General features: G+C 64.6%; 17 protein-coding genes. 10 read left to right on the top strand and 7 right to left on the bottom strand.

Annotation, left to right across the window (positions count from 1 at the left end; genetic code table 11):
• Window positions 1–101: 101 nt before the first annotated feature.
• On the bottom strand, window positions 102–2,231 hold the full coding sequence (locus tag DRB19_RS04460) for a sensor histidine kinase (protein ID WP_147021690.1): 2,130 nt from the start codon (window positions 2,229–2,231) through the stop codon (window positions 102–104).
• Window positions 2,232–2,489: 258 nt separating this feature from the next.
• Window positions 2,490–3,998, bottom strand: a complete 1,509-nt coding sequence (locus tag DRB19_RS04455) for a bifunctional metallophosphatase/5'-nucleotidase (protein WP_245439276.1) — start codon at window positions 3,996–3,998, stop codon at window positions 2,490–2,492.
• Window positions 3,999–4,168: 170 nt separating this feature from the next.
• Here DRB19_RS04455 and ung point away from each other — a divergent pair, with 170 nt between their 5' ends.
• Window positions 4,169–4,873, top strand: coding sequence for a uracil-DNA glycosylase (ung, locus tag DRB19_RS04450; protein WP_114184838.1), 705 nt, complete (start codon window positions 4,169–4,171; stop codon window positions 4,871–4,873).
• Window positions 4,874–5,133: 260 nt separating this feature from the next.
• On the opposite strand, the gene DRB19_RS04445 is transcribed toward ung, so the two are convergent.
• Window positions 5,134–8,634, bottom strand: coding sequence for an indolepyruvate ferredoxin oxidoreductase family protein (locus DRB19_RS04445; RefSeq protein ID WP_114184837.1), 3,501 nt, complete (start codon window positions 8,632–8,634; stop codon window positions 5,134–5,136).
• 204 nt (window positions 8,635–8,838) lie between these two features.
• Here DRB19_RS04445 and DRB19_RS04440 point away from each other — a divergent pair, with 204 nt between their 5' ends.
• On the top strand, window positions 8,839–9,486 hold the full coding sequence (locus tag DRB19_RS04440) for a DUF1007 family protein (protein ID WP_114184836.1): 648 nt from the start codon (window positions 8,839–8,841) through the stop codon (window positions 9,484–9,486).
• Window positions 9,477–10,505, top strand: coding sequence for a nickel/cobalt transporter (locus DRB19_RS04435; RefSeq protein ID WP_114184835.1), 1,029 nt, complete (start codon window positions 9,477–9,479; stop codon window positions 10,503–10,505). The genes DRB19_RS04440 and DRB19_RS04435 overlap by 10 nt, the downstream gene beginning before the upstream one ends.
• Before the next feature lie 17 nt (window positions 10,506–10,522).
• Here the strand turns inward: DRB19_RS04435 and DRB19_RS04430 are convergent, their stop codons facing one another.
• A complete protein-coding gene (locus tag DRB19_RS04430) occupies window positions 10,523–12,118 on the bottom strand; it encodes a gamma-glutamyltransferase family protein (protein WP_114184834.1) in 1,596 nt (531 codons plus the stop codon).
• Between the two features lie 168 nt (window positions 12,119–12,286).
• On the opposite strand from DRB19_RS04430, the gene DRB19_RS04425 reads away from it, so the two are divergent.
• The gene (locus tag DRB19_RS04425) at window positions 12,287–12,511 is read left to right on the top strand and encodes a hypothetical protein (RefSeq protein WP_114184939.1); all 225 of its coding nucleotides are present in this window, start codon (window positions 12,287–12,289) and stop codon (window positions 12,509–12,511) included.
• Here DRB19_RS04425 and DRB19_RS04420 read toward each other — a convergent pair whose 3' ends face one another.
• From DRB19_RS04420 to DRB19_RS04410, 3 genes are all read right to left on the bottom strand, one after another.
• On the bottom strand, window positions 12,512–12,865 hold the full coding sequence (locus DRB19_RS04420) for a DUF1850 domain-containing protein (protein ID WP_373867346.1): 354 nt from the start codon (window positions 12,863–12,865) through the stop codon (window positions 12,512–12,514).
• An 8-nt stretch (window positions 12,866–12,873) separates the two neighbouring features.
• Complete coding sequence (locus tag DRB19_RS04415; protein ID WP_114184832.1) at window positions 12,874–15,168, bottom strand: TRAP transporter permease; 2,295 nt, start codon at window positions 15,166–15,168, stop codon at window positions 12,874–12,876.
• 93 nt (window positions 15,169–15,261) lie between these two features.
• Window positions 15,262–16,230 carry a TAXI family TRAP transporter solute-binding subunit gene (locus DRB19_RS04410; protein ID WP_114184831.1) on the bottom strand — a complete coding sequence of 323 codons (969 nt, stop codon included), beginning with the start codon at window positions 16,228–16,230 and terminating at the stop codon, window positions 15,262–15,264.
• Window positions 16,231–16,384: 154 nt separating this feature from the next.
• Here DRB19_RS04410 and DRB19_RS04405 point away from each other — a divergent pair, with 154 nt between their 5' ends.
• The 6 genes from DRB19_RS04405 (at window position 16,385) to DRB19_RS04385 (ending at window position 21,812) form a co-directional block, all read left to right on the top strand.
• Window positions 16,385–17,962 carry an OpgD/OpgG family glucan biosynthesis protein gene (locus tag DRB19_RS04405; protein WP_114184830.1) on the top strand — a complete coding sequence of 526 codons (1,578 nt, stop codon included), beginning with the start codon at window positions 16,385–16,387 and terminating at the stop codon, window positions 17,960–17,962.
• A 92-nt stretch (window positions 17,963–18,054) separates the two neighbouring features.
• Window positions 18,055–18,207 carry a hypothetical protein gene (locus DRB19_RS29750; RefSeq protein ID WP_162815583.1) on the top strand — a complete coding sequence of 51 codons (153 nt, stop codon included), beginning with the start codon at window positions 18,055–18,057 and terminating at the stop codon, window positions 18,205–18,207.
• Window positions 18,204–18,950, top strand: coding sequence for a zinc ABC transporter ATP-binding protein AztA (aztA, locus tag DRB19_RS04400; RefSeq protein WP_114184938.1), 747 nt, complete (start codon window positions 18,204–18,206; stop codon window positions 18,948–18,950). Before DRB19_RS29750 ends, aztA begins: the two co-directional genes overlap by 4 nt.
• 23 nt (window positions 18,951–18,973) lie before the next feature.
• Entirely contained in the window at window positions 18,974–19,840 is an 867-nt protein-coding gene (gene aztB, locus DRB19_RS04395; RefSeq protein ID WP_114184937.1) for a zinc ABC transporter permease AztB, read from the top strand.
• 28 nt (window positions 19,841–19,868) lie between these two features.
• Window positions 19,869–20,789 carry a metal ABC transporter substrate-binding protein gene (locus DRB19_RS04390; protein ID WP_114184829.1) on the top strand — a complete coding sequence of 307 codons (921 nt, stop codon included), beginning with the start codon at window positions 19,869–19,871 and terminating at the stop codon, window positions 20,787–20,789.
• Between the two features lie 60 nt (window positions 20,790–20,849).
• Window positions 20,850–21,812 carry a CobW family GTP-binding protein gene (locus DRB19_RS04385; RefSeq protein ID WP_114184828.1) on the top strand — a complete coding sequence of 321 codons (963 nt, stop codon included), beginning with the start codon at window positions 20,850–20,852 and terminating at the stop codon, window positions 21,810–21,812.
• The last annotated feature ends 91 nt before the right edge of the window (window positions 21,813–21,903 follow it).

Here is a 21,903-nt window from a genome sequence, read left to right as displayed (position 1 = left end):
CCTGGGACAAGGCTCCGCACTTTTGATCGATCCTAAATAGGAGGTTCGGGCGGTTCAGCCAACGTGATGGCGTGTCACGCCGGTGGAAATTTACAACTCGGTCAGGCCGCCGGGTCCAGGAGGGCCGCCTGCCTGAGAGGCGCGTCGATCGAGACATGCAGGCCCGTCGACCGGAAATCCATCTCGACCTTGGCGCTGAGTTGCGTTGTCAGCACGCGGTGCAGAAGGCGCGAGCCGAAGCCCTGCCTCTTGGGCTGCGTCACCTCGGGCCCGCCACTTTCATCCCAGGTCAGCCGGAGGCGGACGCCCCCCTCCTCGGGCTCCGACGACCACCGAATGGCGACCCGCCCGGTGCTCGCCGACAGGGCCCCATACTTGGCCGCGTTGGTGGTCAGCTCATGGATCGCCATGCCGATGGGAACGGCCGCCTCGGAGGGCAGCTCGACGGCGGGGCCTTCCAGGGTGATACGCTCGCCCTTGTGGTCGTTGTAGGGGCTGAGCTCCTTTTCCAGGATCTCGCGTAAGGACGCGGTCTGCCACACGGCTTCGGTCAGGAGGGAATGGGTGTTGGCAAGGGAGATGATGCGCCCCACGAAGGCTTCGTAGAACTCGTCGATGTTGGAGGTAGAGCGCGCGGTGGCGCCCACCACCGCCTGCACGGTCGCGAGCGTGTTCTTCACCCGGTGGTGAAGCTCGCGGATCAGAAGCGATTGCTGGGTCTGCGCCTGCTTGCGCTCTTCGATTTCATGCTGCGCCGCTTGATAAAGCCGCCCGTTATCGATGGCGATCGCCGCCTGGGCCGCTAGGCCAACCATGAGCCGCTCGGATCTTTCGTTAAAAATACCGGGTTCCTCGTGGCCGAAGAACAGCCCTCCATAGACCTCCCCGGTCCGGGAGATCACCGGAATGGCCAGATAGCTTCGCACGGGCAGGTGACCCTCGGGCATGCCATTGTGAGGCTCGTTGTGCCCGTATCGCGGATCCTTCGTGATGTCGTCGGACCGAATCACTCCCGCACCCTCGAAGGTGGGCGCGAAGACCTTCGTGTTGCGCGGCATGGGGAACTTGGAGAACGCCTCCCGCGCCACGCCGGAGAGGGCGTAGAGGGTGTAACTCTCGGCTTCCTTGCTGACCACATTGTAGAACAGCGCCCCGAACTGTGCGCCCGTCAACTCGACGCCTGCATCCGTGATGCTCTGGACCACCCGGTCGAGATCGAGTTCGGCCGACAGCACGGAGCCTGTCCGGTTGAGGACTTCGAGGGCGTTCGTCTCCGCCTGCAGGGCCGTGGTGCGGGCCTGCACCTCCTTCTCCAGGCGGGCCGCGCCGGCAGCCTGCTCCCGAAACTGCTGCGACGCGAGCGTGGTCAGGCTCAGAAGCGCCAGAAGGGCGATCAGGGCGAACGCCCCGTAGAGTTTCGTCTGGGCAATCCAGGGATTCCAATAGGCATCGGCCGGCATGCTGACGCGAATGTAGAGTGGAGCTTCGCCGACCCGATGGTAAGAGCCGATGCGTTCTTGGCCTTGGCTTTCATAAGAGTAGGTGCCGGCCACGGAATCCGACGCAAGCGCCCTGTCGAAATCGGCCTTGTCGCCAGGGATGAAGGACAGGCCGTCGGCTGGCGGCGGGTGCTGGGCGAGAACCGTCGAATCGGCGCGCAGCAGGGTCACCCTGCTGCCCTTGGGCAAGCGCAGCCGCTCCCAGTACCGATTGAAGTAGTTCAACGATACGGTCACCGACACGATGCCCCGGAACGAGCCGATCGGATACTGAAGCCGCCGGCTGATCATGAAGGTCGGCTGTTTCGTAACGCGCCCGAGGATCGGCGCGCCCACGAACAGGCCTTGGTCTGCCTGCGCCTGTGCACTGAACGCATCCCGGTCGGCCACGTTGGATTCGGGCGTCGGAAATTGACCCGACGTCATCCGCAGCCGTCCGGCCGCATCATTGAGCCAGATGTCGTCGATGTAGGGCAGCGCCTGCTTGATCGCGCGCAGCTGCTCCCACAGGGGACGTGACGGCTCGATCGTGTACCAGCTCTCGTCCGCCACCAGAGCGGCGGTCTGCTTGAGCGCCAGATCCGAGATCTCGAAGAGCCTGGCGACATGATCCGCCATGAAGAAGGCGTTGCTCCTGTTATCGTCTGCGTTCTGCTCGATCAGGCGATTGCGCTGCTCCCAGGCAATGTAGCCGAACGTCAGAAAGATGAACGCGACGCCGAACAGGCCCATGATCAACGTGATGCGACCCCGTGAAAGAGATCGGCTCTGCCGTTTGAGGGACCAGTCTGAAGGGGCCGACCGCGCTGTACTCTGCAATGGGACGTCGCTTTAGCTTATAGGAACCGCCTCCAGCATGGCACAGCGAAGGTTGCCCTTGAACTCCAAAAAAGAAGCCGGAGACTTTCCGCTCCGGCTTCAGGCCTACCGTGTCGTCGGGCGAAGCTGTATGCGCCGCAAGGTCACAGCGCTCAGCCTTCGATGCCCCGGTCAGCGCAGGACGATGCGCCCTTCGACCTTTGGGGCGACCTTTCCGGCTTTCGCAACGTAATCGATTACCTGCGTGGCCATGAGCTGGCTGGCGGAGACGTCGACGAGCTGCTTGGATTCCGCGAAGGCGCGATAGCCGTCGCCGCCGCGGGCCATGAAGTCGTTGGTGGCGAGCTTGTAGGTCTTGGCCGGATCGAGCGGCTCGCCGTTGACCTTGACGGACTTCACCCGGCTGCCGACCGGCTCCTTCGTGTCCACTTCGACCAGAAGGCCCGAGACCTGCGGGAAGCGACCGCCCAGCTCGCGCACCTGGCTCACGCCATTCTCCAGCGCATCCTTCAGCTTTGCGCCGGTGATCTCGATGAGAACGGTGGTGTTGCCGAAGGGCATCTCGGACTGGAAGTCGCGGCGGGTCAGCTTCTGGCCGGCCTGGTACTGCTTGTCGGCCCGCAACCCGCCACCGTTGGTGATGGCCACGTCAGCGCCCACCGCCGCCTTGAGTGCGTCCGCCACGAGGTTGCCCATGGCGGCCTCGCCTCCGCGCACGGTGGCGCGGCGGCTGTCGAGCGGCGTTTCGGTCACGCCGATCTCCACGTCGAGCTCCTTGGACAGCTTGTCCTCATAGCCCATGACCACCGCCTCGATCTCGGGATCGGGCTTCACGGTGGCGCTATCGACGATGCGGAAATTCGGCGTCCAAGATACGGTGGTCTTGCCGTCCTTCGTGGCCTTCGTGACGGCGAGTTCGGTGACCACGACGTAATTGCCCTGGGACTCGGATTCCGTGAGCGTGACCTTGCCGTCGTAGAAGGCCAGCAGATGCTCGTCATGGCCGCCGATGATCACGTCGATGCCGGCTGAGCGGGCAATGATCATGTCGACTTCAAGCGGCGTGTGCGCGATGGCCACCACGATGTCGGCGCCCTTGGAGCGCAGGTCCTTCGCCTTGCTGCGGGCCGTGTCGATGGTGGACGAGAACTTGATGCTGCCGGGGCTCGACGCAATGGGAGTATCCTCGGTGGTAAGGCCGAAGAAGCCGATCTTCACGCCCTGCACCTCGATGATCTTCTCCGGCTTCGTGTTGGCCGGAAGGCCGTTGCCGTCCACGATGTTGGTGGCCAGCACGTCGAACTTCGCCTCGGCCATGCGGGCCCGGAAGGCCTCAGGCCCCAAGTCAAACTCGTGGTTGCCGGGCGTCATGGCGTCAACGCCCATCTTGTTGAGGATGTCGATGACATGCGCGCCCTTGTCGAAACCCGACAGGAGCGAGGGAGAGATCGTGTCGCCCGCATGAATGAAGAAGGCGTTCCCCTTGGCGCGCTCTTCCTTGACGACGGTGGCCAGCCGGGCAAAGCCGCCGCGGCCCTTCTCAGCCCCCATCCGGTCGATATCATTGGTCTGGACGAACCGGATCGTGACGGCCTCCTGAGCGAGCGCGGTGCCCGACATGAGCAGGGAAAGTCCTAGGAAGCCAGCGCGGAAGGTGGCGAAAGAGCGGCTGGGAAGCATCGTCGATTGTCCTCATGTCGGGTTTGGTTCACTGATGAACGGCACAAAACCTGGACCGGCAACGTGTCACAGAAGAAACTCCCTGTCGACGGCCCTATGTGCCGGGATTCAGGGCAATTATTGTCGTCATCAGCCTGGAGAACAGGCCTCTACCAAGGGTATCCCAACCGATGACAGGTCCCGTCACCCAGGCCCTCGCGGCCTTTCGCGCCGAGCCTCGGGCCGCCGGATGGCGCGAACTGCCCTTTTTCAACGATGGCGCAGCCGATCAGGTCACCGCCCGGGTCGATGATGTCATTGAAACCGGGGCCCAGGTTCTCCCGCCGCCGGACGCGGTCTTCAACGCGCTCCTGCTCACGCCTCTCGACCAGGTGAAGGCGGTCATCCTCGGACAAGACCCCTATCCGACGCCGGGCGATGCGCATGGCCTCGCGTTCTCGTATCAGGGCGCGCGCCGCCTGCCTGCCTCCTTACGGACGATCCTGGCCGAGATGGCGCAGGATCTCGGGCAGCCGATGCCGAAGACAGGCGATCTCAGCAACTGGGCCAAACAGGGCGTCCTGCTGCTCAACACGGCCCTGACAGTCGAGGCCGGCAAGTCCGGTGCGCATCTGAAATTCGGCTGGTCGGAACTCGTCGATCAGGCCGTCGCGGCGGTCTCGGAAAAACAGCCCGCCGTCGCATTCCTACTCTGGGGCGCGCCGGCGAGAAAACGAGCAATCCTCATCGACCGGAGCAAGCATCTGGTGCTGGAAGCCGGCCACCCCTCCCCGCTCAACCGGCTCAACGACTTCAAGGGGACAAGACCTTTTAGCCGCGCCAATGCGTGGTTGGTGGAAAAGGGCCTGGAGCCGGTCGATTGGCGGCTGGATTAGGAAATCGTGAAACGCGCGCGTTCTTTCCTCCCCCTTGCGGGGAGGGATCGAGGGTGGGGGTCGGAAAGTCAGAACTCGATGCTCGATGATGGAAGCGCGAGGCCGCTACAGCTTTACCTCACCGCCTTTCACCCAGTCATACCACCCCCACCCGACCGCTGACGCGGCCACCCTCCCCACAAGGGGGAGGGAACAGGTGCTCATCTCGGCAAACGATCTCAGATCGCCGTGCGGCGTCTGGGACAACGCTTGATCGGAGTTCACTCCGCCGCGAGCGGCAGCGGCTGCTCCGGCTCGCGGAAGCGGGCCAGCAGCTCCGCCTCCTCGGCCTTGGCGGTCGTGAGGTTCCGCTCCTTGATATGGCCGAAGCCGCGGATCTTCTGCGGGATGTTGGCAAGTCCCACGGCCGTCGCGTGATTGGCTGGCGTGAGCTTTTCCATGATCTCGCCAATGAGCGCCTCGAAGTCGCGGATGAGCTGACGCTCGGTCTTGCGCTCGTGGGTATAGCCGAACACGTCGAGCGGCGTGCCGCGCAGGATGCGTAGCGGCGCCAGCACCCGGAAGGCCTTCATCATCCAGGGCCCGAAGCTCATCTTGCGCGGGACGCCCGTCGTCGGGTCCTTGCGGGCCATGAGCGGCGGCGCGAGATGGAACTCGTAACGCAGGTTCTCGCCCTCGAACGTGGATGCGACCTGACGCTCGAAATGTCCGTCCGTGTAGAGACGGGCCACCTCGTACTCGTCCTTGTAGGCCATGAGCTTGAAGAGCGAGCGGGCGACCGCGTCCGTCAAGGCCGTGGAGCCCGGCACGACCTTGTCTTCCAAGGCGCGAACCTGCTCGACCTGGCGGCGATAGCGCTTGGCGTAAGCCTTGCTCTGGTAACCGGTGAGGAACGAAACGCGCCGGTCGATGACCTCGTCAAGAGTTTCAGAGATCTTGAACTCGTCGGCAGGCCCCTTGATGTCGTCAACAAGCTTCGCCACGACATCCGATCCGGCGGCCGCGCGGCGGCCCCAGGTGAAGGCCGCGAGGTTCATCTTCACGGCCTCGCCGTTGAGTTCGATGGCCTTCTCGATGGCAGCCGCCGTCAACGGCACATGACCGGTCTGATAGGCATAGCCCAGGGTGAACATATTGGCCGCGATGGCATTGCCCAGAAGCGTCGTGGCAATGGTCGTCGCATCCACGAAGGCAGCGCCCTCCTGGCCTGCCGCCGACGTGATGGCGCGCTTCAGGCGCTCGGTCGGCAACGAGAAATCGGCGTTGCGCGTGAACTCGCCGGGCATGACCTCGGCGGTGTTCACCACCATCGCGGTCTGGCCCTTCTTGACCGAAGCCAGCACCTTCTTGGTGCCGGTCACCACGAGATCGCAGCCGAGAACCAGGTGCGCGGCTTCCGCCGTCACGCGGATGGCGTGGATGTCGTCCTGCGAGTTGGCAAGCCGCACGTGGCTGTAGACCGCGCCGCCCTTCTGGGCGAGGCCGGCCATGTCGATCATGCCCAGTCCCTTGCCCTCAAGATGCGCCGCCATGCCGAGGATTGCCCCGATGGTCACGACGCCCGTGCCGCCGACGCCCGTCACGATCACGTTGAAGGTGCGATCGATCGCCGGGATGACCGGATCCGGCAGCGGCCGGAACAGCGCGCCGTCCATGGAGCCCGTAGCCGGCACCGCCTTTTTGATCTTGCCCCCGTGCACGGTCACGAAGGACGGGCAGAAGCCCTTCACGCAGGAGAAGTCCTTGTTGCAGTTGGACTGGTCGATCTGGCGCTTGCGGCCGAACTCCGTCGGCACCGGCTGCACGGCGACGCAGTTCGACTGCACCGAGCAATCACCGCAGGCTTCGCACACGAGATCGTTGATGATGACGCGCTTGTCCGGATCCGGGAACTCGCCGCGTTTGCGGCGACGGCGTTTTTCGGAGGCGCAGGTCTGATCGTAGATCATCACCGTGACACCAGGGATTCCAGCAAGCTCGCGCTGCACGGCGTCGAGGTCGTCGCGGTGGTGGATCGTCATGCCGGACGGCCAGCGGATGGATTTTGGATACTTGTCCGGCTCGTCGGTCACGAGCGCGATGCGCTCAACGCCCTCCTCCCGCACCTGACGGGCGATCATGTCGACGGTCAGCCCGCCTTCATGCTTCTGGCCGCCCGTCATAGCGACGGCGTCGTTGTAGAGGATCTTGTAGGTGACGTTGGTCTTGGTATCGACCGACCAGCGCAGCGCCAGCACGCCCGAATGGTTGTAGGTGCCGTCGCCCAGGTTCTGGAACACGTGGCCGCGGTTGGAGAACGGGGATTCGCCGATCCAGTTCGCGCCTTCGCCGCCCATCTGGGTAAAGCCGTCGGTCTCCCGGTCCATCCACTGGACCATGTAGTGACAGCCGATGCCCGCATAGGCGCGCATGCCCTCCGGCACCTTGGTGGAGGAATTGTGCGGGCAGCCGGAGCAGAAATGCGGTACGCGGGTCGCGACGTCATTGGTGAGGGCCAGCACTTCCTGCGCATGGCGCAGGCGTGCGATTCGGCCCCGCAGGTCGTCGTTGTTGTGGTACTTGAGAAGCCGCTCGCCGATCACGATGGCGATGTCGTTGGGATCGAGCGCGCCCTTGACGGGAAAGAGCCAGTTGCCGCTCTCGTCCTTCTTGCCGATACAGATCGGCTGGTTGGCGGAGCCGTATAGCTCCTCGCGTACCTGCACCTCGATAAGCGAGCGCTTCTCCTCGACCACAATGATCATGTCGAGGCCTTCGGCGAACTGCAGCAATTCACGCTGCGAGAGCGGCCAGGGGCACGCGACCTTGTAGAGGCGAATGCCCATGTCGTTGGCCTTGACCTCGTCGAGACCGAGCTCGTCCATCGCCTGGCGCACGTCGAGATAGGACTTGCCCACCGTAATGACGCCGATTTTCGGATTACGTCCGCCCGACAGGATGATGCGGTTGAGGTTGTTGGCGCGCACGAACGCCATCATGGCGTCGCGCTTGTAGTCCTGGAGGCGCGCTTCCTGGTCCAGCACGCCGTCGCGCGGCCGGATATTGAGGCCGCCGGGCGGCATCAGGAAGTCGTCCGGCATGATGATCTTCACGCGGTCGAGCGAACCGTCGACGGACGCCGTCGACTCGATGTTCTCCTTCACGCATTTGAACGCCACCCAGGTGCCGCAGAAGCGGCTCATGGCGTAGCCGTAAAGACCGTAATCGAGAATTTCCTGCACGCCCGCCGGGTTCAGGATCGGAATCATGACGTCGACGAAGTGGAATTCGGACTGGTGCGCCACGGTGGAGGATTCCGCCGTGTGGTCGTCGCCCATGAGGGCGAGCACGCCGCCATGCTTGGACGAGCCGGCCATGTTGGCGTGACGGAACACGTCGCCCGAGCGGTCGACGCCCGGGCCCTTGCCGTACCACATGCCGAAAACGCCGTCGTACTTGCCGTCGCCGCGAATCTCAGCCTGCTGCGAGCCCCAGACGGAGGTCGCCGCCAGCTCCTCGTTGAGTCCCGGCTGGAAGACGATGTTCGAGGCTTCGAGCCACTTCTTGGCTCGCCAGAGGTTCTGGTCCAGGCCGCCCAGCGGCGAGCCACGGTAACCGGACACGTAGCCGGCCGTGTTCAGGCCCGCCAGCCGGTCCCGCTCACGCTGCATCATCAGCATGCGGATGACCGCCTGCGTCCCGGTAATGAAGACGCGATCCTTGGTCAGATCGTATTTGTCGTCGAGCGTAACGTCACGGAGCGCTACATGGCTATTGGCCATTGCCCGTTTCCTCCTTGGAGCCCTCGCCCCATTGCCGGTTGGTCCGGTCTTGTTCTGTTACGATTTATGTCAGTAATGCTGACATATGTAGTTTAGAACGTCAATCAACTGCGCCTCCGTTTTGCCTCCATTAACCACGATGGGTCACAAGATCAGTCCAACCGCTTCAGGATATCCTTCAAGCGTCGCTTTACGAGATAACGCATGACCCACCGCCTTGGTCTCATCAGCCTTTCCGCTGCCCTCCTGGCCGCATGGGCGTCCCCTGCCCTGGCGCATCCTCACGTCTGGGTGACCGCCAAGGCGGAGGTGGTGTACGACACTAGCGGAAATGTGACCGGCATTCGGCACGCCTGGACGTTCGACAAGGCCTACTCGGCCTATGTGACTCAGGGCCTGGATAAGGACAGCAACGGGAAGCTGACCTCCGAGGAACTGCAGGACCTCGCCAAGGAAAACACGGAATCCCTCGTCGAGTTCGACTATTTCACGGTCCTGAAAGCGAACGGGCGCAAGCAGGAATTCGCGTCGCCGCGCGACTATGCGATGGCCCTTGCGGACGAGGCGCTGACACTGTCCTATTTCCTGCCCCTCAAGGCTCCGACGGGCGCCAGGACAGCCTCGGTCGAGATCTACGACCCGACCTTGTTCATCGGCTTTTCCCTGGCCGACGGGAATGACGCGGTAACGCTTGCCAGCGCCCCGAAGGGTTGCGCGACCAACATCTCCCGGCCAAAGCCGCTCGAGACCACCGAGCAACAAAGTATGTCGGAATCTTTCTTCCAGACCCTGACCGCCGCCTCCAGCTTCGGGGCGCAATACGCCAACCGGGCCATCATCGCATGTCCGTGACGGCCGAACCCCTGGCTTTGCCCGAAACGGGGCGCGCCGGTCTCTGGCGGCGCATCGGTATCGCGGCGACTGCCATCGCGTTCGTGGCGGGCGGCATGGCCCTCCTGGCCTGGTGGCTTGCGCCCGCAGCGGCTCCGCCCGTTCGCAATCCCTTCGGCATGGGCCTGCGCGAGGCTGCGCCATCCGGGGATATCGGCGCCTATATTCTGGCCGTTCAAAGCGGCTTCTACCGAAGCCTTCAACAATCGGTGACGGCCTTGAAGGAGCAGGGAGCCGCCATCTGGTCGCTGCTCGCCATCGGGTTTGCTTACGGGATCTTCCACGCCGCCGGCCCCGGTCACGGCAAGGGCGTGATCGCCGCCTACGTGGTGGCGGACGAGCGGGCGCTCGTGAAGGGCTTCTCTTTGAGCCTCGCGGCGGCCTTGGTCCAGGCGCTCGTCGCCATCGGGCTGGTGAGCCTCCTGGCCCTTGCCCTCAAGGCCACGGCCGCTACCATGAACCAGGTCACCAAGGGCGTGGAGCTGATGAGCTTCGCGGCCGTGGCGTTTCTCGGAGCCGCCATCACTTGGCGCAAGGCCGGCAAGGTGATGGGCACCATCGCGCTCAGCCGCAATCCCCTTGCGGCCACGCCGGCGGAGGAGTGCGACCACGTTCACATGCCGCCGCCTGAACAGCTCAGTCGCCTCACCCGCTGGCGCGACATGGCGGGCGTGGCGCTGGCCGCCGGCATCCGCCCCTGCGCGGGCGCTCTCGTGGTTCTGGTCTTTGCCCTGTCTCAGGGCCTTTTTGCGGCCGGCATCGCCGCCACCTTCGCCATGGCGTTGGGTACGGCGCTGACTACCGGCGCCATCGCGGCGCTGGCGGTGTTCGCCAAGGCTCTGGCGCTACGGGCCGCGGGAGGCCGCGGCATGAGCGGCGCTGTCGCGATCGCCGGCATCGAGCTCTTGGCTGCCGCCTTCGTGCTGGTGCTGGGCCTGAGCCTGCTCTTCGGGGTGTGGACGTCCGTGACCGCGAGCTGAGCTCCTTCGACCATGGCTCACAGCCCGAGCGCTCCTCCATCCGCCCGTGGATCGTGGGCGGCCTCGACCCTTCCGTTGCGCGGCTGCCGCAGGACCATCCCGGCATGGCCGAAGCGTTCGGCATCGGATTCGTCCATCTCGTCGATCCTGTGACCGAGCCGCGAAAGCGCCCGCATAACCGTGGGGTCGAAGCCGTTCTCGACCCTCAGCACCCCAGTTTCCGAGTCCCGGTTCTTGTCGAGGATCCAGCGCGGTGCTTCCACGGTGTCGGCGAGGCCCATGCCGAGACGATAGCGCGTGAAGATCTGCCCCAGGATCTGCGGCTGGGTCTCGCCTCCCATGGTGCCGAAGGCGAGGACGCGGCCATCGTCGAAGGCTGCAAGCGGCGGGTTGAGGGTGTGCGGCGGCTTGCGGCCGGGCTCGAGTGGATTGCGGCTTGCCGGATCAAGGGAGAAGGCTGCCCCGCGATTGTGCCAGAGCATGCCGGTTTTCGGCAGCAGGCAGCCTGAGCCGTAGGCCCAGTACACCGACTGGATGTAGGAAACCGCCAAGCCGTCCTGGTCGACGGCTCCCATCCAGACCGTACCCCCCTCCGGCGAGTGGCGGAGCGGAAAAGGCGCGGCCCGGCCTATATCGATGCGGGCAGCCTCTCTCTCCAGAGCCGATGACGCAAGGCACCCGGCCGGATCGTGGGCGAGGTGCAGCGGGTCTGTCACCACGGATGCGCTGATGCCGAGGGCGCGCTTTGTCGCCTCGATCAGACCGTGGTGATGCTCGGGCGATTCCCCGCGCGTCGCTTTGAGGCGCTCGAACATGCCGAGGATCATGAGCGTAGCCAGTCCCTGGCTTGGCGGCGGGAGGTTGTAAATGGTCGAACCCCGCAGCCGCAGGCTCAGCGGCTGGACCACGCGGGCGCGGTAAGTCTCCAGGTCCCGGCGCACGATGGGGGAGCCGATCCGCTCCAGGTCGGCCGCGATCTCGCGCCCGATGTCGCCGCGGTAGAAATCGCGAAGGCCCGCATGGGCGAGCTGCTCCAGGGTATCGGCGAGACGGGTCGTTTGCCGCAAGGTCCCGGCCGACATCCGCTTGCCCTCGGCCAGGAACGCCTCGGCAAATCCCGGTACCGCGTAAAGGGCCGCCTCCTCGCTGGTCTTGAACCGCGCCTCGGACCGGGAGACCGGATAGCCCTCGCGGGCATGGCGGATGGCGTCGCCGAAAAGCAGCTCGCGGGGAAGCTGGCCGCCGAGCGCACGGGCCAGTTCGAGCGCGAGCTCCCAACCGGCGACTGCGCCCGCCACGGTGAGCGCTGAATCCGGCCCACGGGGAGGAACGGCGTCATAACCCTTCGTTCGGTAGCGCTTGATCGTCGCGAGGGCGCCGGCCGGCCCGGAAGCGTCGATGGCATGCACGCGGCCCTTAGGCTCCCGGACGAGCCAGAAGCCGTCGCCTCCGAGACCGTTCATGTGGGGGTACACCACCGCGACGGTCGCCGCCATGGCGACCATGGCCTCCACGGCATTGCCGCCGGCCGCCAAAATCATCTGGCCGGTCTCGGCCGCGAGGGTATGGGGAGCCGCAACGGCGGCCGTCGAGAAAACTGGGGTTTCAGCCATGGACGCGACACTATGCGCATCGGGCGGAAAAGTGGACCTGGTTTTCCGCCTCGAATGATGTGCCGCTTCTCAAAACCGGCAGAAGAGCACACCTTGCACCCGAGGGGGCGTTTGGGGTAGTGCCTCTGTCAAGGAATGGAGTACGTGACATTGGCCCAGGCAAAACCCATCAACTGGCGCAATTTCATCACCGTCATGAGCATCATGATCTTGATCGGCACGGAAGTGTTCGGGGTCGCGATCGCGAGCGGCTGGGCGATCGCCGGTTTGTTCGAGCTTGGGCCTGTGTTCGGCTACGTGCTGATGGCGCTCTTCTGCCTGTTCGGCGCCTGGCTCATGGTCCAGCTCTGGCGTCGCTGCACCGCCGTCGAGCCACTCAGCGGAAACGCTTGATCAGCCCTCGCACGCCTTCATGAGCACCGGGTCCGCCGCGGCCGGCACATAAGCCTCCATGGGTCGGCACCGGCCCGAAATGCAGATCCGCCAATCCGTGGTCGCGCCCGAGCGCCGCATGACGATCGACCCCTGAGGCGCCAAGACCGGTCGCCATTTCCATACCCCATCGACAAGCCGCGCCTCCGGTGGCGGCTCCATGCCCGCCCCGGAGCCCCGGACCCGAGCCTCCACAAGTTCAAGGCCGGCAGGCGTTGCACGCCAATCCTCCTCCCAGGCAATCTTCTCGACCGAGTGCGTCCAGGCCAGGGTGATCGCGCCCGCCAGCAGGGGCGCGACCGTAGAGCCCGCCACGAGGCAGATCATCCGCTGATCGCAGGCGCGGCGGCCCGGCGCGTGCGCCAGATATGATAGCCGATGAAGAGTGCTGCGAGCCCAAAGCCAACCTCGTCGGTGATCGGGACGGCCAGCACCAGGAAGGCCGCCGCGGCCGCCGCCCAGAGACGCTCCCACCAGGACAGGGGCGTCAGGAAATAGCCGATGGCCGCCACGCCCCAAAGGGTGAGCGCGAGCGCCGCCTTGACGACGATGTAGACGACCGCGAGCCAATAGCTTGCGCCCTCAAGCCCCGGCACCGGCTGCAGCATCAGGGTTGGATCGTAGACCGCCATGTAGGGTACGATGAAGCCCGGCAAGGCGATCTTGACCGCCTGTATGCCGATCTTCAGCCCCGACACCTTCGCCATGGGAGCCGCCGCGAAGGCTGCCAGCGCCACGGGCGGCGTCAGGTCCGCCATGATGCCGAAGTAGAACACGAACATGTGCGAGACGATGAGCGGCACATCCAGGTTCAGGAGGATCGGGGCGGCCAGCGACGACGTGATGATGTAGTTCGGGATCGTCGGGATGCCCATGCCGAGGATCAGGCTGAACACCATGGTGAGAACAAGCGCCAGGAACATGTTGTCCTTGCCGATGGAGATCATCCAGGTGCCCACGATGGTGCCGAGACCCGTTAACGTCATGGTGCCGATCACGATGCCGACCACCGCGCAGGCGAGGCCCACCGGCAGCGCCTGACGCGCCCCGTCCGCCATGGCGTCCACGCAGGCCTGAAGGGTGAGGCGCCCTCGTCCCGAAAAGGCGTTCCAGATCGAAAGCAATGCTACGACCACGAGAACCAGCGTGACGCTCGCGGCCAGGGAGGCCGCCGAGATCAGCGCGAGAGCAACCCAGAAGGCGACCCGCAGGGCCGGCACCGCAAGGCCAGCCGCAATGGCCGTGCCGAGGATGAGAGCAACCGTCAGGGACAGGCCTACCGCGCCGGCAAAAAGCGGGGTGTAGCCCGCAAAGAGCAGATAAACGAGAACGCCGAGTGGGGTGATCAGAAACCAATTCTTCTTCAGCTCGGTCCAGGCGTTGGGCAGTTCGTTCTTAGGCAACCCATGAAGGTTGCGCTTGCCGGCCTCGAGATGCACCGCCAGATAGCAGGCCCCGAAATAGAGGATTGCCGGAATGATCGCCGCCTCGACGATCTTGGAGTACGGCACGTCGATGGTCTCGGCCATGATGAAGGCCACCGCGCCCATGACGGGAGGCATGATCTGACCGCCCATGGAGGATGTCGCCTCGACGCCGCCCGCGAAGGCCGATGGGAAGCCGAAGCGCTTCATGAGCGGGATGGTGAACTGGCCGGACGCCACCACGTTGGCGACGCCGGAGCCCGAGACGGTGCCCATGAGAGCCGACGAGGCGACGCAGACCTTGCCGGGCCCGCCCTTCTTGTCGCCAAAGACCGCCATGGAGATGTCGTTGAAGAAGTCGATGACGCCGGCCTTTTCCATGAAGGCGCCGAACAGGATGAACAGGAAGATGTAGGTGGCCGACACCAGAGTGGGCACCGCATAGATGCCTTCCGTTCCGAACGACATGTGCTCGATCACCTGCTCGAGCGTGTAGCCGCGATGGTCGAGGGGCGTGGGCAGCAGGTGGCCCAGGAGGCAGTAGGCCAGGAACGTGCAGGCCACGATGGGCAGCGCGATGCCCATGACCTGCCAGACGAGATAGATCAGGATCACGAGAGCCGCGATGCCGAAGATCATGTCGGCCTGCGTCAGCTCACCGGCGCGCACAACGAGATCGTTGTAAAGGACCCATTGATAGAGACCGACCGCAAAGCCCGCGATGCCGATGCCCCATCCGAGCGCGCGGCCCGTGGACGAGGTCGCCCTGTGGTTGCCGATCATTGCGCCTGCGACCAGGCACAGGAAACCTACGTGGAGCGCGCGGACCACCTGGCTCGGAAGGGAGCCGCCGAAATAGAGGATCAGTCCGAACGCCGCCGCGACGGCGATCCAGGCCAGCGCGCCGTCGAGAACGTTGCGCCGGCGCACGCCCTTCAGGATGAGCCACCCGGCCCACGCGACCAGCGCCACCATCAGGAAGTGGAGGAGCGTCACGCTCCCCAGGAAAGGCCTGTCCAAGGGGATGCCGAAGGAGGTGACGATCTGAAAGATCGAGAAGGCGACCGCGATCCAGAACAAGGTTCTGCCGAAGATGCCTTCGCCGAAACTCTCCGGGAGGCCATGTTCCGGGTTCACAGCCTCGGAGGGCGCTTCCATCTTGGCGATTTCCGACGCGTTCACACCCTGGCTCATGGCGCTGCCTCTCTTATTGGTTTTATGTACTGGACATGGAAAAGCCGGAGCAGTTGGCCCGCCCCGGCTGTATTGTCAAATAGGTCTAAGGGTTTAGGAACCCTGTTTCTTGATGCCCTTCTCGTCGAAGTAGCGCTGCGCGCCCGGATGCATCGGGACCGGCATTCCGGTGAGGGCGCTCTCCAGCTTGATGTCGCGGGCGGCCGCGTGCGCTGCGGCGAGATCCGGCAGGCTCTCATAGATGGCCTTGGTCATCTGGTAGACAGTCTCGTCCTTCACGCCCGAATGGGTCACGAGGTAGTTGACCACGGCGGCGGTCGGCACGGCAGCCGTCTGGCCCTCATAGGTGCCGGCCGGGATGTTGGCGCCGATATAGGGAGATCCGACTTTCTGGACTACGTCGGCCGGGATTTCCACAACGACGATCGGCACCGAGGTGGCGAGGTCGCGGATGGACGAGACACCCAGTCCCGCCGACTGCAGGGTGGCGTCGAGCTGACGGTTCTTCATGAGCTCGACGGATTCGCCGAAGGGCAGATACTCGACCTTGCCGAGATCCTTGTAGGTGAGGCCCGCGCCCTGGAGGATCGCCCGGGCGTTGAGCTCCGTGCCGGATTTCGGCGCGCCGACCGACAGACGCTTGCCCTTGAGATCCGCCAGCGTCTTGATGCCGGATTCCTTGGAGGCCACGATCTGGATGTAATTGGGATAGATGGCCGTCATGCCGCGCAGCTTGTCGAGCTTGGTCTTGAAGCCCGCCTCCTCGTCGCCGGCCCAGCCGAGCGCCAGGCTGTCGCCGAGGGTGAAGCCGATCTCGCCCTTGCCCTGCTGGAGAAGCGTGAGGTTTTCAACGGAAGCCTTGGTGGCCTGGACTGAAGGACGGCTGCCCTTGACCTTGTCGGTGAAGACTTTGGAGATGGCCACGCCGAGCGGGTAATAGACCCCGGAGGTGCCGCCGGTCAGGACGTTGATGAAGTCCTGGGCCTGGGCCGGAAGGCTCGCGCCTGCAAGCGCAAGAGCGGCAGCCGCGCCGACGAGGTGGCGCTTGAAGATGGAACGCATGGCGTACTCCCTGTTATCGACGCCGATCGGGCGGCGCCTGTGTGCGGACGTAGTTTGGCGGCTGACGCAGAATTCTCAAGAGGTTATGAGTGACTTAATCCTGCCACCTTGGTCGGTAGGGGTCTCGGCCATCACAAGCTTAAAACATAGCGCCATGATCGATCGTCGCCAGTTTCTCCAGTTCGCAACCGCTACCGCAGGCCTCGCGGCCAGCGGGTTTTCCACAACGGCTTTGGCGCAGCAGGGCCTGAAAACGGGCGCTCCGGCCCCCTTCTCGTACGAAGCCCTGAAGGCACGGGCCGAGGCGATGGCCAAGGCCGCCTATGTGGCCCCTCCCCGCCCGTCGCCGGAGGTCCTCGAACAGATCGACTATGACGCCCACGGCAAGATCAGGTTCAAGACCGATCTGGCGCTCTGGGCCAACGGACCCAGCGAATTCCCAGTCACGTTCTTCCATCTCGGACGCTTCTTCCAGCGGCCGGTGCGCATGCATACGGTCGAACAGGGCCAGGCGCGCGAGATCATCTACGACAGCGATTATTTCGACATGCCGGCGGACTCGCCGGCCCGCAAGCTGCCGGACAATTCGGGTTTTGCCGGCTTTCGCTACCAGGAGGCCCGCAACGGCAAGCTGGACTGGCGCAAGAACGACTGGGTCGCCTTCCTGGGGGCCTCCTACTTCCGCGCGATCGGCGAACTCTACCAGTATGGCCTGTCGGCGCGTGGCCTTGCGGTGGACGTGGCGGTGTTCGGCAAGAACGAGGAGTTCCCCGACTTCACCCACGTGTATTTCGAGACCCCGCAGCCCGGCTCCGATACGGTAATCCTCTACGCTCTCCTGGACGGCCCGAGCGTGACGGGAGCCTACCGTTTCGTCATGCAGCGGGCGGCGGCGATCATCATGAACATCGAAAGCGCGGTCTTCCTGCGTCAGGACGTAAGCCGCCTCGGGATCGCGCCGCTCACCTCCATGTACTGGTACTCGGAGAAGGCCAAGACCACCGCCGTCGACTGGCGTCCGGAAATCCACGATTCCGATGGGCTTGCCATGTGGACCGGCACGGGCGAGCGGATCTGGCGCCCCCTCAACAACCCGCCGCGGATCGTCACCTCGGCCTTTACGGACGATAGCCCGAAAGGCTTCGGCCTGCTCCAGCGTGACCGCAACTTCGACCACTATCTCGATGGGGTCTATTACGACCGCCGCCCCTCCCTGTGGATCGAGCCGCAGGGCTCATGGGGCAGAGGCACGATTCAGCTCGTCGAGATTCCCACCGACGACGAGATCCACGACAACATCGTGGCCATGTGGGTGCCGGCCGAACCGGCGCGGGCCGGTCAGTCATTCGAGTTCCTCTACCGGATGCACTGGTCGGCCGAAGAGCCCTACCCGACACCCTTGGCCCGGGTGGTGGCGACCCGCTTCGGCAACGGCGGGCAGGCCGGCACGGCGCGGCCCAAGGGTATTCGCAAGTTCATGGTGGAGTTCGTCGGCGCTCCGCTGACCAACCTCCCGAACGGCGTCATCCCGAGACCTGTCCTCTCCGCCTCCCGGGGCGAGTTCGCCAATATCCTGACCGAGGCCGTGCCCAACAACGTGCCGGGCCACTGGCGCACCCAGTTCGACCTTTCGGTCACGGGAACCGATCCGGTGGAAATGCGCTGCTACCTGCGCAATGGGGACGAGGTCTTGAGCGAAACCTGGCTCTACCAGCATCATCCCGCCTTCTAGGGTTGCGTTCCAAACGGCATTCAATCAAAAAATGCGTATAATATACGCCCCAACCCCTAGCCATCGGGTGGGCGTATATTATACTGAATGCCATGCACCGTGATCACCACCATCACCACCCGGCTCGGGCGATCGCATCCACCCCGTCCTTCTCGCTCCTGCGCCTGTCGGCCTGGGAGCGCATTGCCGGGGCGGGCGTTGTCCTGGGTGTTCTTTGGCTTCTCGTTTTCTTGGTTCTCGCATGACCACGACCGCCATTCGCTTCGACGAGGTGACCCTCGGCTATGGCCGCCGGCCGGCCGTGCACCATCTGGACGGCGAGATCGCCGCCGGCAGCCTGACCGCCGTGGTCGGGCCGAACGGGGCCGGCAAGTCGACCCTTCTCAAGGGCATCGTCGGAACCCTGCGCCCCCTCGAGGGGCAGATCCGTCTCGGCGGCGCGGCCAACGCAGCCATCGCGTACCTTCCGCAGGCCGCGGAAATCGACCGTTCCTTTCCGCTCTCGGTCTATGATCTCGTCGCCATGGGGCTGTGGTCCCGGTCGGGCCTCTTCGGCAGCGTCAGCCGCAAGGACCGAACCCGGATCGAGCAGGCGCTGGCGGCCGTTGGGCTCATCGGCTTCGAGCGTCGCTCCATCTCGACCCTGTCCGGTGGCCAGATGCAGCGCGCGCTCTTCGCGCGCCTCCTGCTCCAGGATTCTCCCGTGATCCTGCTGGACGAGCCCTTCACGGCCATTGACGCCAAGACCACCGCCGACCTCCTCGACGTGGTGCGCCGCTGGCATGCGGAGGACCGCACGGTGGTGGCTGTCCTGCACGATCTCGACCTCGTCAAGCGCGTCTTCCCGCAGACCCTGCTCATCGCCCGCGAGCCGGTGGCCTGGGGCGAAACGAGCGGCGTGCTCAGCGCCGAGAACCTCTTGAAGGCCCGCCGCATGGTGGAGGCCTACGATCCTCACGCCAGCGCGTGCTATCGCGGCGCGGCGTGACGCGCCAAGACATTGTGAGCCCCATGCTTGAGCTGTTCTACAGCCCCTTCGGCGAATTCGAATTCATGCAGCGCGCCGTTGTGGGCGTCATCGCCATCGCGCTGGGCGGCGGTCCCATCGGGGTCTTCCTGATGCTCCGGCGCATGAGCCTGACCGGGGACGCCATGGCGCACGCCATCCTGCCAGGCGCCGCCATCGGCTACCTGTTCGCCGGGCTTTCGCTGCCGGCTCTGACCGTTGGCGGCCTGTTCGCGGGCGTGATCGTGGCGGTTGCGGCGGGTCTCGTGTCCCGCTTCACGTCCCTGAAGGAGGATGCGTCGCTTGCGGCCTTCTACCTCCTGTCCCTGGCGCTCGGCGTCACCATCGTGTCCCTGCGCGGCTCCAACGTGGACCTGCTGCACGTGCTCTTCGGCACCGTGCTGGCGCTCGACGACAACGCCCTGCTGCTGCTCGCCTCCATCTCGACCGTGACGTTCCTGGCTCTGGCGGTGCTCTATCGTCCCCTGGTGCTCGAATGCGTCGATCCCACCTTCCTGCGCTCGGTCAGCCGCGCCGGGACGCCCACCCACCTCATTTTCCTCGGCCTCGTCGTCCTCAACCTCGTGGGCGGTTTCCATGCCCTGGGCACGCTTCTGGCCGTCGGCATGATGATGCTGCCGGCTGCTGCAGCCCGGTTTTGGAGCAGCGATATCACCATGATGATGATCCTGTCGGTCCTGATCGGGATCGTTTCAGGCATCAGCGGCCTGCTTCTGTCCTTCCACGCCGAACTCCCGGCAGGACCGGCCATCATCCTGTCCGCGGGCATCGTCTACGTGGGCTCGCTCATCCTCGGCCGCGAAGGCGGCCTGCTGTGGCTCGCATGGCCCGGCAAGCATCTCGAAGCCTGACACCAGACCACCAGAAAGGTTCAAAGCAATGCTGACTCGCAGGAACGCCATGGCGCTGCTCACCGGGCTTGTCATGGCCGGCACGGCGCTGCCCGCAGCCGCCCAGACGGCCGACAAGCTGAAGGTGGTGGCTACCTTCTCGATCCTGGGCGATCTCGTGCGCAATGTGGGCGGCGACCGGGTGGAGGTCACGACCCTGGTCGGCCCGAACGGGGACGCGCACGTCTACTCCCCCTCCCCGGCCGACGGCCGACGACTCACGGAGGCGAACATCGTCTTCACCAACGGCCTCAAGTTCGAAGGGTGGATCGACCGCCTGGTCAAATCCTCCGGCACCAAGGCTCCGGCGGTGGAAGCCGCCAAGGGCGTGAAGGCCCTGAAGGAGGCGGCGGCCGGACATGACCATGGTCACGCCCACGGAAACTCCGATCCCCATGCGTGGCAGAGCATCGGCAATGCGAAGATCTATGTGGCCAACATCCGCGACGCCCTGATCGCAGCCGATCAGAGCGGTAAAGCCGCCTACGAGGCGAATGCCGCCGACTATCTCAAGAAACTCGACGAGCTCGAACAGGAAATCAAAGGGCTGGTCGCGCGCATTCCGGCCGATCGCCGTAAGATCATCACGTCCCACGACGCATTCCGCTACTTCGAGGATGCCTACGGGATCGACTTCGTGGCTCCCCAGGGCGTGTCCACCGACGCCGAGGCTTCGGCCAAGGACGTGGCCAGGATCATCCAGCAGATCAGGCGCCAGAACATCAAGGCGGTGTTCGTGGAGAACGTTTCGGATGCGCGGCTGATGGAGCGCATCGCAAAGGAAACCGGCGCCAGGATCGGCGAGCGGGTCTATTCAGACGCTCTCTCGGATGAGAACGGCCAAGCCGGGACTTACATTGAGATGATGCGACACAATATAAGAGCCTTCAGCACGGCCCTGTCGAGCTGACCAGGTTTCCGCCTCCCCGATGGGGATGGTCCTTCGTCCAACGTGCCCTTGGAATATCCCATGTCCGATAAGCTTCCAGTTACCGTTCTCACCGGCTATCTCGGCGCCGGAAAGACCACGCTCCTCAATCGGATCCTCACGGAGCAGCACGGCAAGAAATACGCCGTGATCGTCAACGAGTTCGGCGAGATCGGCATCGACAACGAACTCGTGGTCGGCGCCGACGAGGAAGTGTTCGAGATGAACAACGGCTGCATCTGCTGCACCGTGCGCGGCGACCTGATCCGCATCCTCGACGGGCTCATGAAGCGCAAGGGCAAGTTCGACGCCATCATCGTCGAGACCACCGGCCTCGCCGACCCCGCGCCGGTGGCCCAGACCTTCTTCATGGACCAGGACGTGTCCGACACCGCGCGACTCGACGCGGTGGTGACGGTGGCCGACGCCAAGTGGCTCTCGGACCGCCTGAAGGACGCGCCGGAGGCCAAGAACCAGATCGCCTTCGCGGACGTGATCATCCTCAACAAGATCGATCTCGTGAGCCCGCAGGAGCTCGACGAGGTCGAAGCTCGCATCCGCGCCATCAACCCCTATGCCAAAGTCCACCGGACGCAGAACTGCGCCATCCCGATCGATGAAGTCCTCGACCGCAAGGCCTTCGATCTCGACCGCATCATCGAGCTCGAGCCCGACTTCCTCGAGGAAGGCCACCATCACCATCACGACGAGGACATGCAGTCCGTGTCGATGAAGATCGACGGCGAAGTGGATCCCGAGAAGTTCATGCCGTGGATCTCGAACCTCACGCAGGTCGAGGGCCCCAACATCCTGCGCTGCAAGGGCATCGTGGCCTTTCCGAACGAGCCGAAGCGCTTCGTTTTCCAGGGCGTGCACATGATCCTCGATGGCGACGTGCAGAGTGATTGGAAGCCCGGCGAGAAGCGGGACTCCAAGGTGGTGTTCATCGGCCGCGACCTGAACGAGAAGGCCATCCGCGAAGGGTTTCTGGCCTGCGCGGCTTGAGGCGGCGCAGCGCCCGGACGTGACCTGTTCGACAGGACAGTGGCTAACCAAATAACATACGGCGCTCGTCCGGATATGGACCCTATAAGGA

Source organism: Microvirga aerophila (genome assembly GCF_003332305.1).
GTDB classification, from domain to species: Bacteria; Pseudomonadota; Alphaproteobacteria; order Rhizobiales; family Beijerinckiaceae; genus Microvirga; species Microvirga aerophila.
Note: the sequence above shows the minus strand (reverse complement) of the source record. Positions and strands in the feature narration are given on the sequence as shown.

Bases quoted from the DNA above. Each gene is read 5' to 3' on its own strand.
- DRB19_RS04460 (WP_147021690.1), bottom strand. From the start codon at position 2,231: ATGGGCCTGTTCGGCGTCGCGTTCATCTTTCTGACGTTCGGCTACATT.
- DRB19_RS04455 (WP_245439276.1), bottom strand. From the start codon at position 3,998: ATGCTTCCCAGCCGCTCTTTCGCCACCTTCCGCGCTGGCTTCCTAGGA.
- ung (WP_114184838.1), top strand. From the start codon at position 4,169: ATGACAGGTCCCGTCACCCAGGCCCTCGCGGCCTTTCGCGCCGAGCCT.
- DRB19_RS04445 (WP_114184837.1), bottom strand. From the start codon at position 8,634: ATGGCCAATAGCCATGTAGCGCTCCGTGACGTTACGCTCGACGACAAA.
- DRB19_RS04440 (WP_114184836.1), top strand. From the start codon at position 8,839: ATGACCCACCGCCTTGGTCTCATCAGCCTTTCCGCTGCCCTCCTGGCC.
- DRB19_RS04435 (WP_114184835.1), top strand. From the start codon at position 9,477: ATGTCCGTGACGGCCGAACCCCTGGCTTTGCCCGAAACGGGGCGCGCC.
- DRB19_RS04430 (WP_114184834.1), bottom strand. From the start codon at position 12,118: ATGGCTGAAACCCCAGTTTTCTCGACGGCCGCCGTTGCGGCTCCCCAT.
- DRB19_RS04415 (WP_114184832.1), bottom strand. From the start codon at position 15,168: ATGAGCCAGGGTGTGAACGCGTCGGAAATCGCCAAGATGGAAGCGCCC.
- DRB19_RS04410 (WP_114184831.1), bottom strand. From the start codon at position 16,230: ATGCGTTCCATCTTCAAGCGCCACCTCGTCGGCGCGGCTGCCGCTCTT.
- DRB19_RS04405 (WP_114184830.1), top strand. From the start codon at position 16,385: ATGATCGATCGTCGCCAGTTTCTCCAGTTCGCAACCGCTACCGCAGGC.
- DRB19_RS29750 (WP_162815583.1), top strand. From the start codon at position 18,055: ATGCACCGTGATCACCACCATCACCACCCGGCTCGGGCGATCGCATCC.
- aztA (WP_114184938.1), top strand. From the start codon at position 18,204: ATGACCACGACCGCCATTCGCTTCGACGAGGTGACCCTCGGCTATGGC.
- aztB (WP_114184937.1), top strand. From the start codon at position 18,974: ATGCTTGAGCTGTTCTACAGCCCCTTCGGCGAATTCGAATTCATGCAG.
- DRB19_RS04390 (WP_114184829.1), top strand. From the start codon at position 19,869: ATGCTGACTCGCAGGAACGCCATGGCGCTGCTCACCGGGCTTGTCATG.
- DRB19_RS04385 (WP_114184828.1), top strand. From the start codon at position 20,850: ATGTCCGATAAGCTTCCAGTTACCGTTCTCACCGGCTATCTCGGCGCC.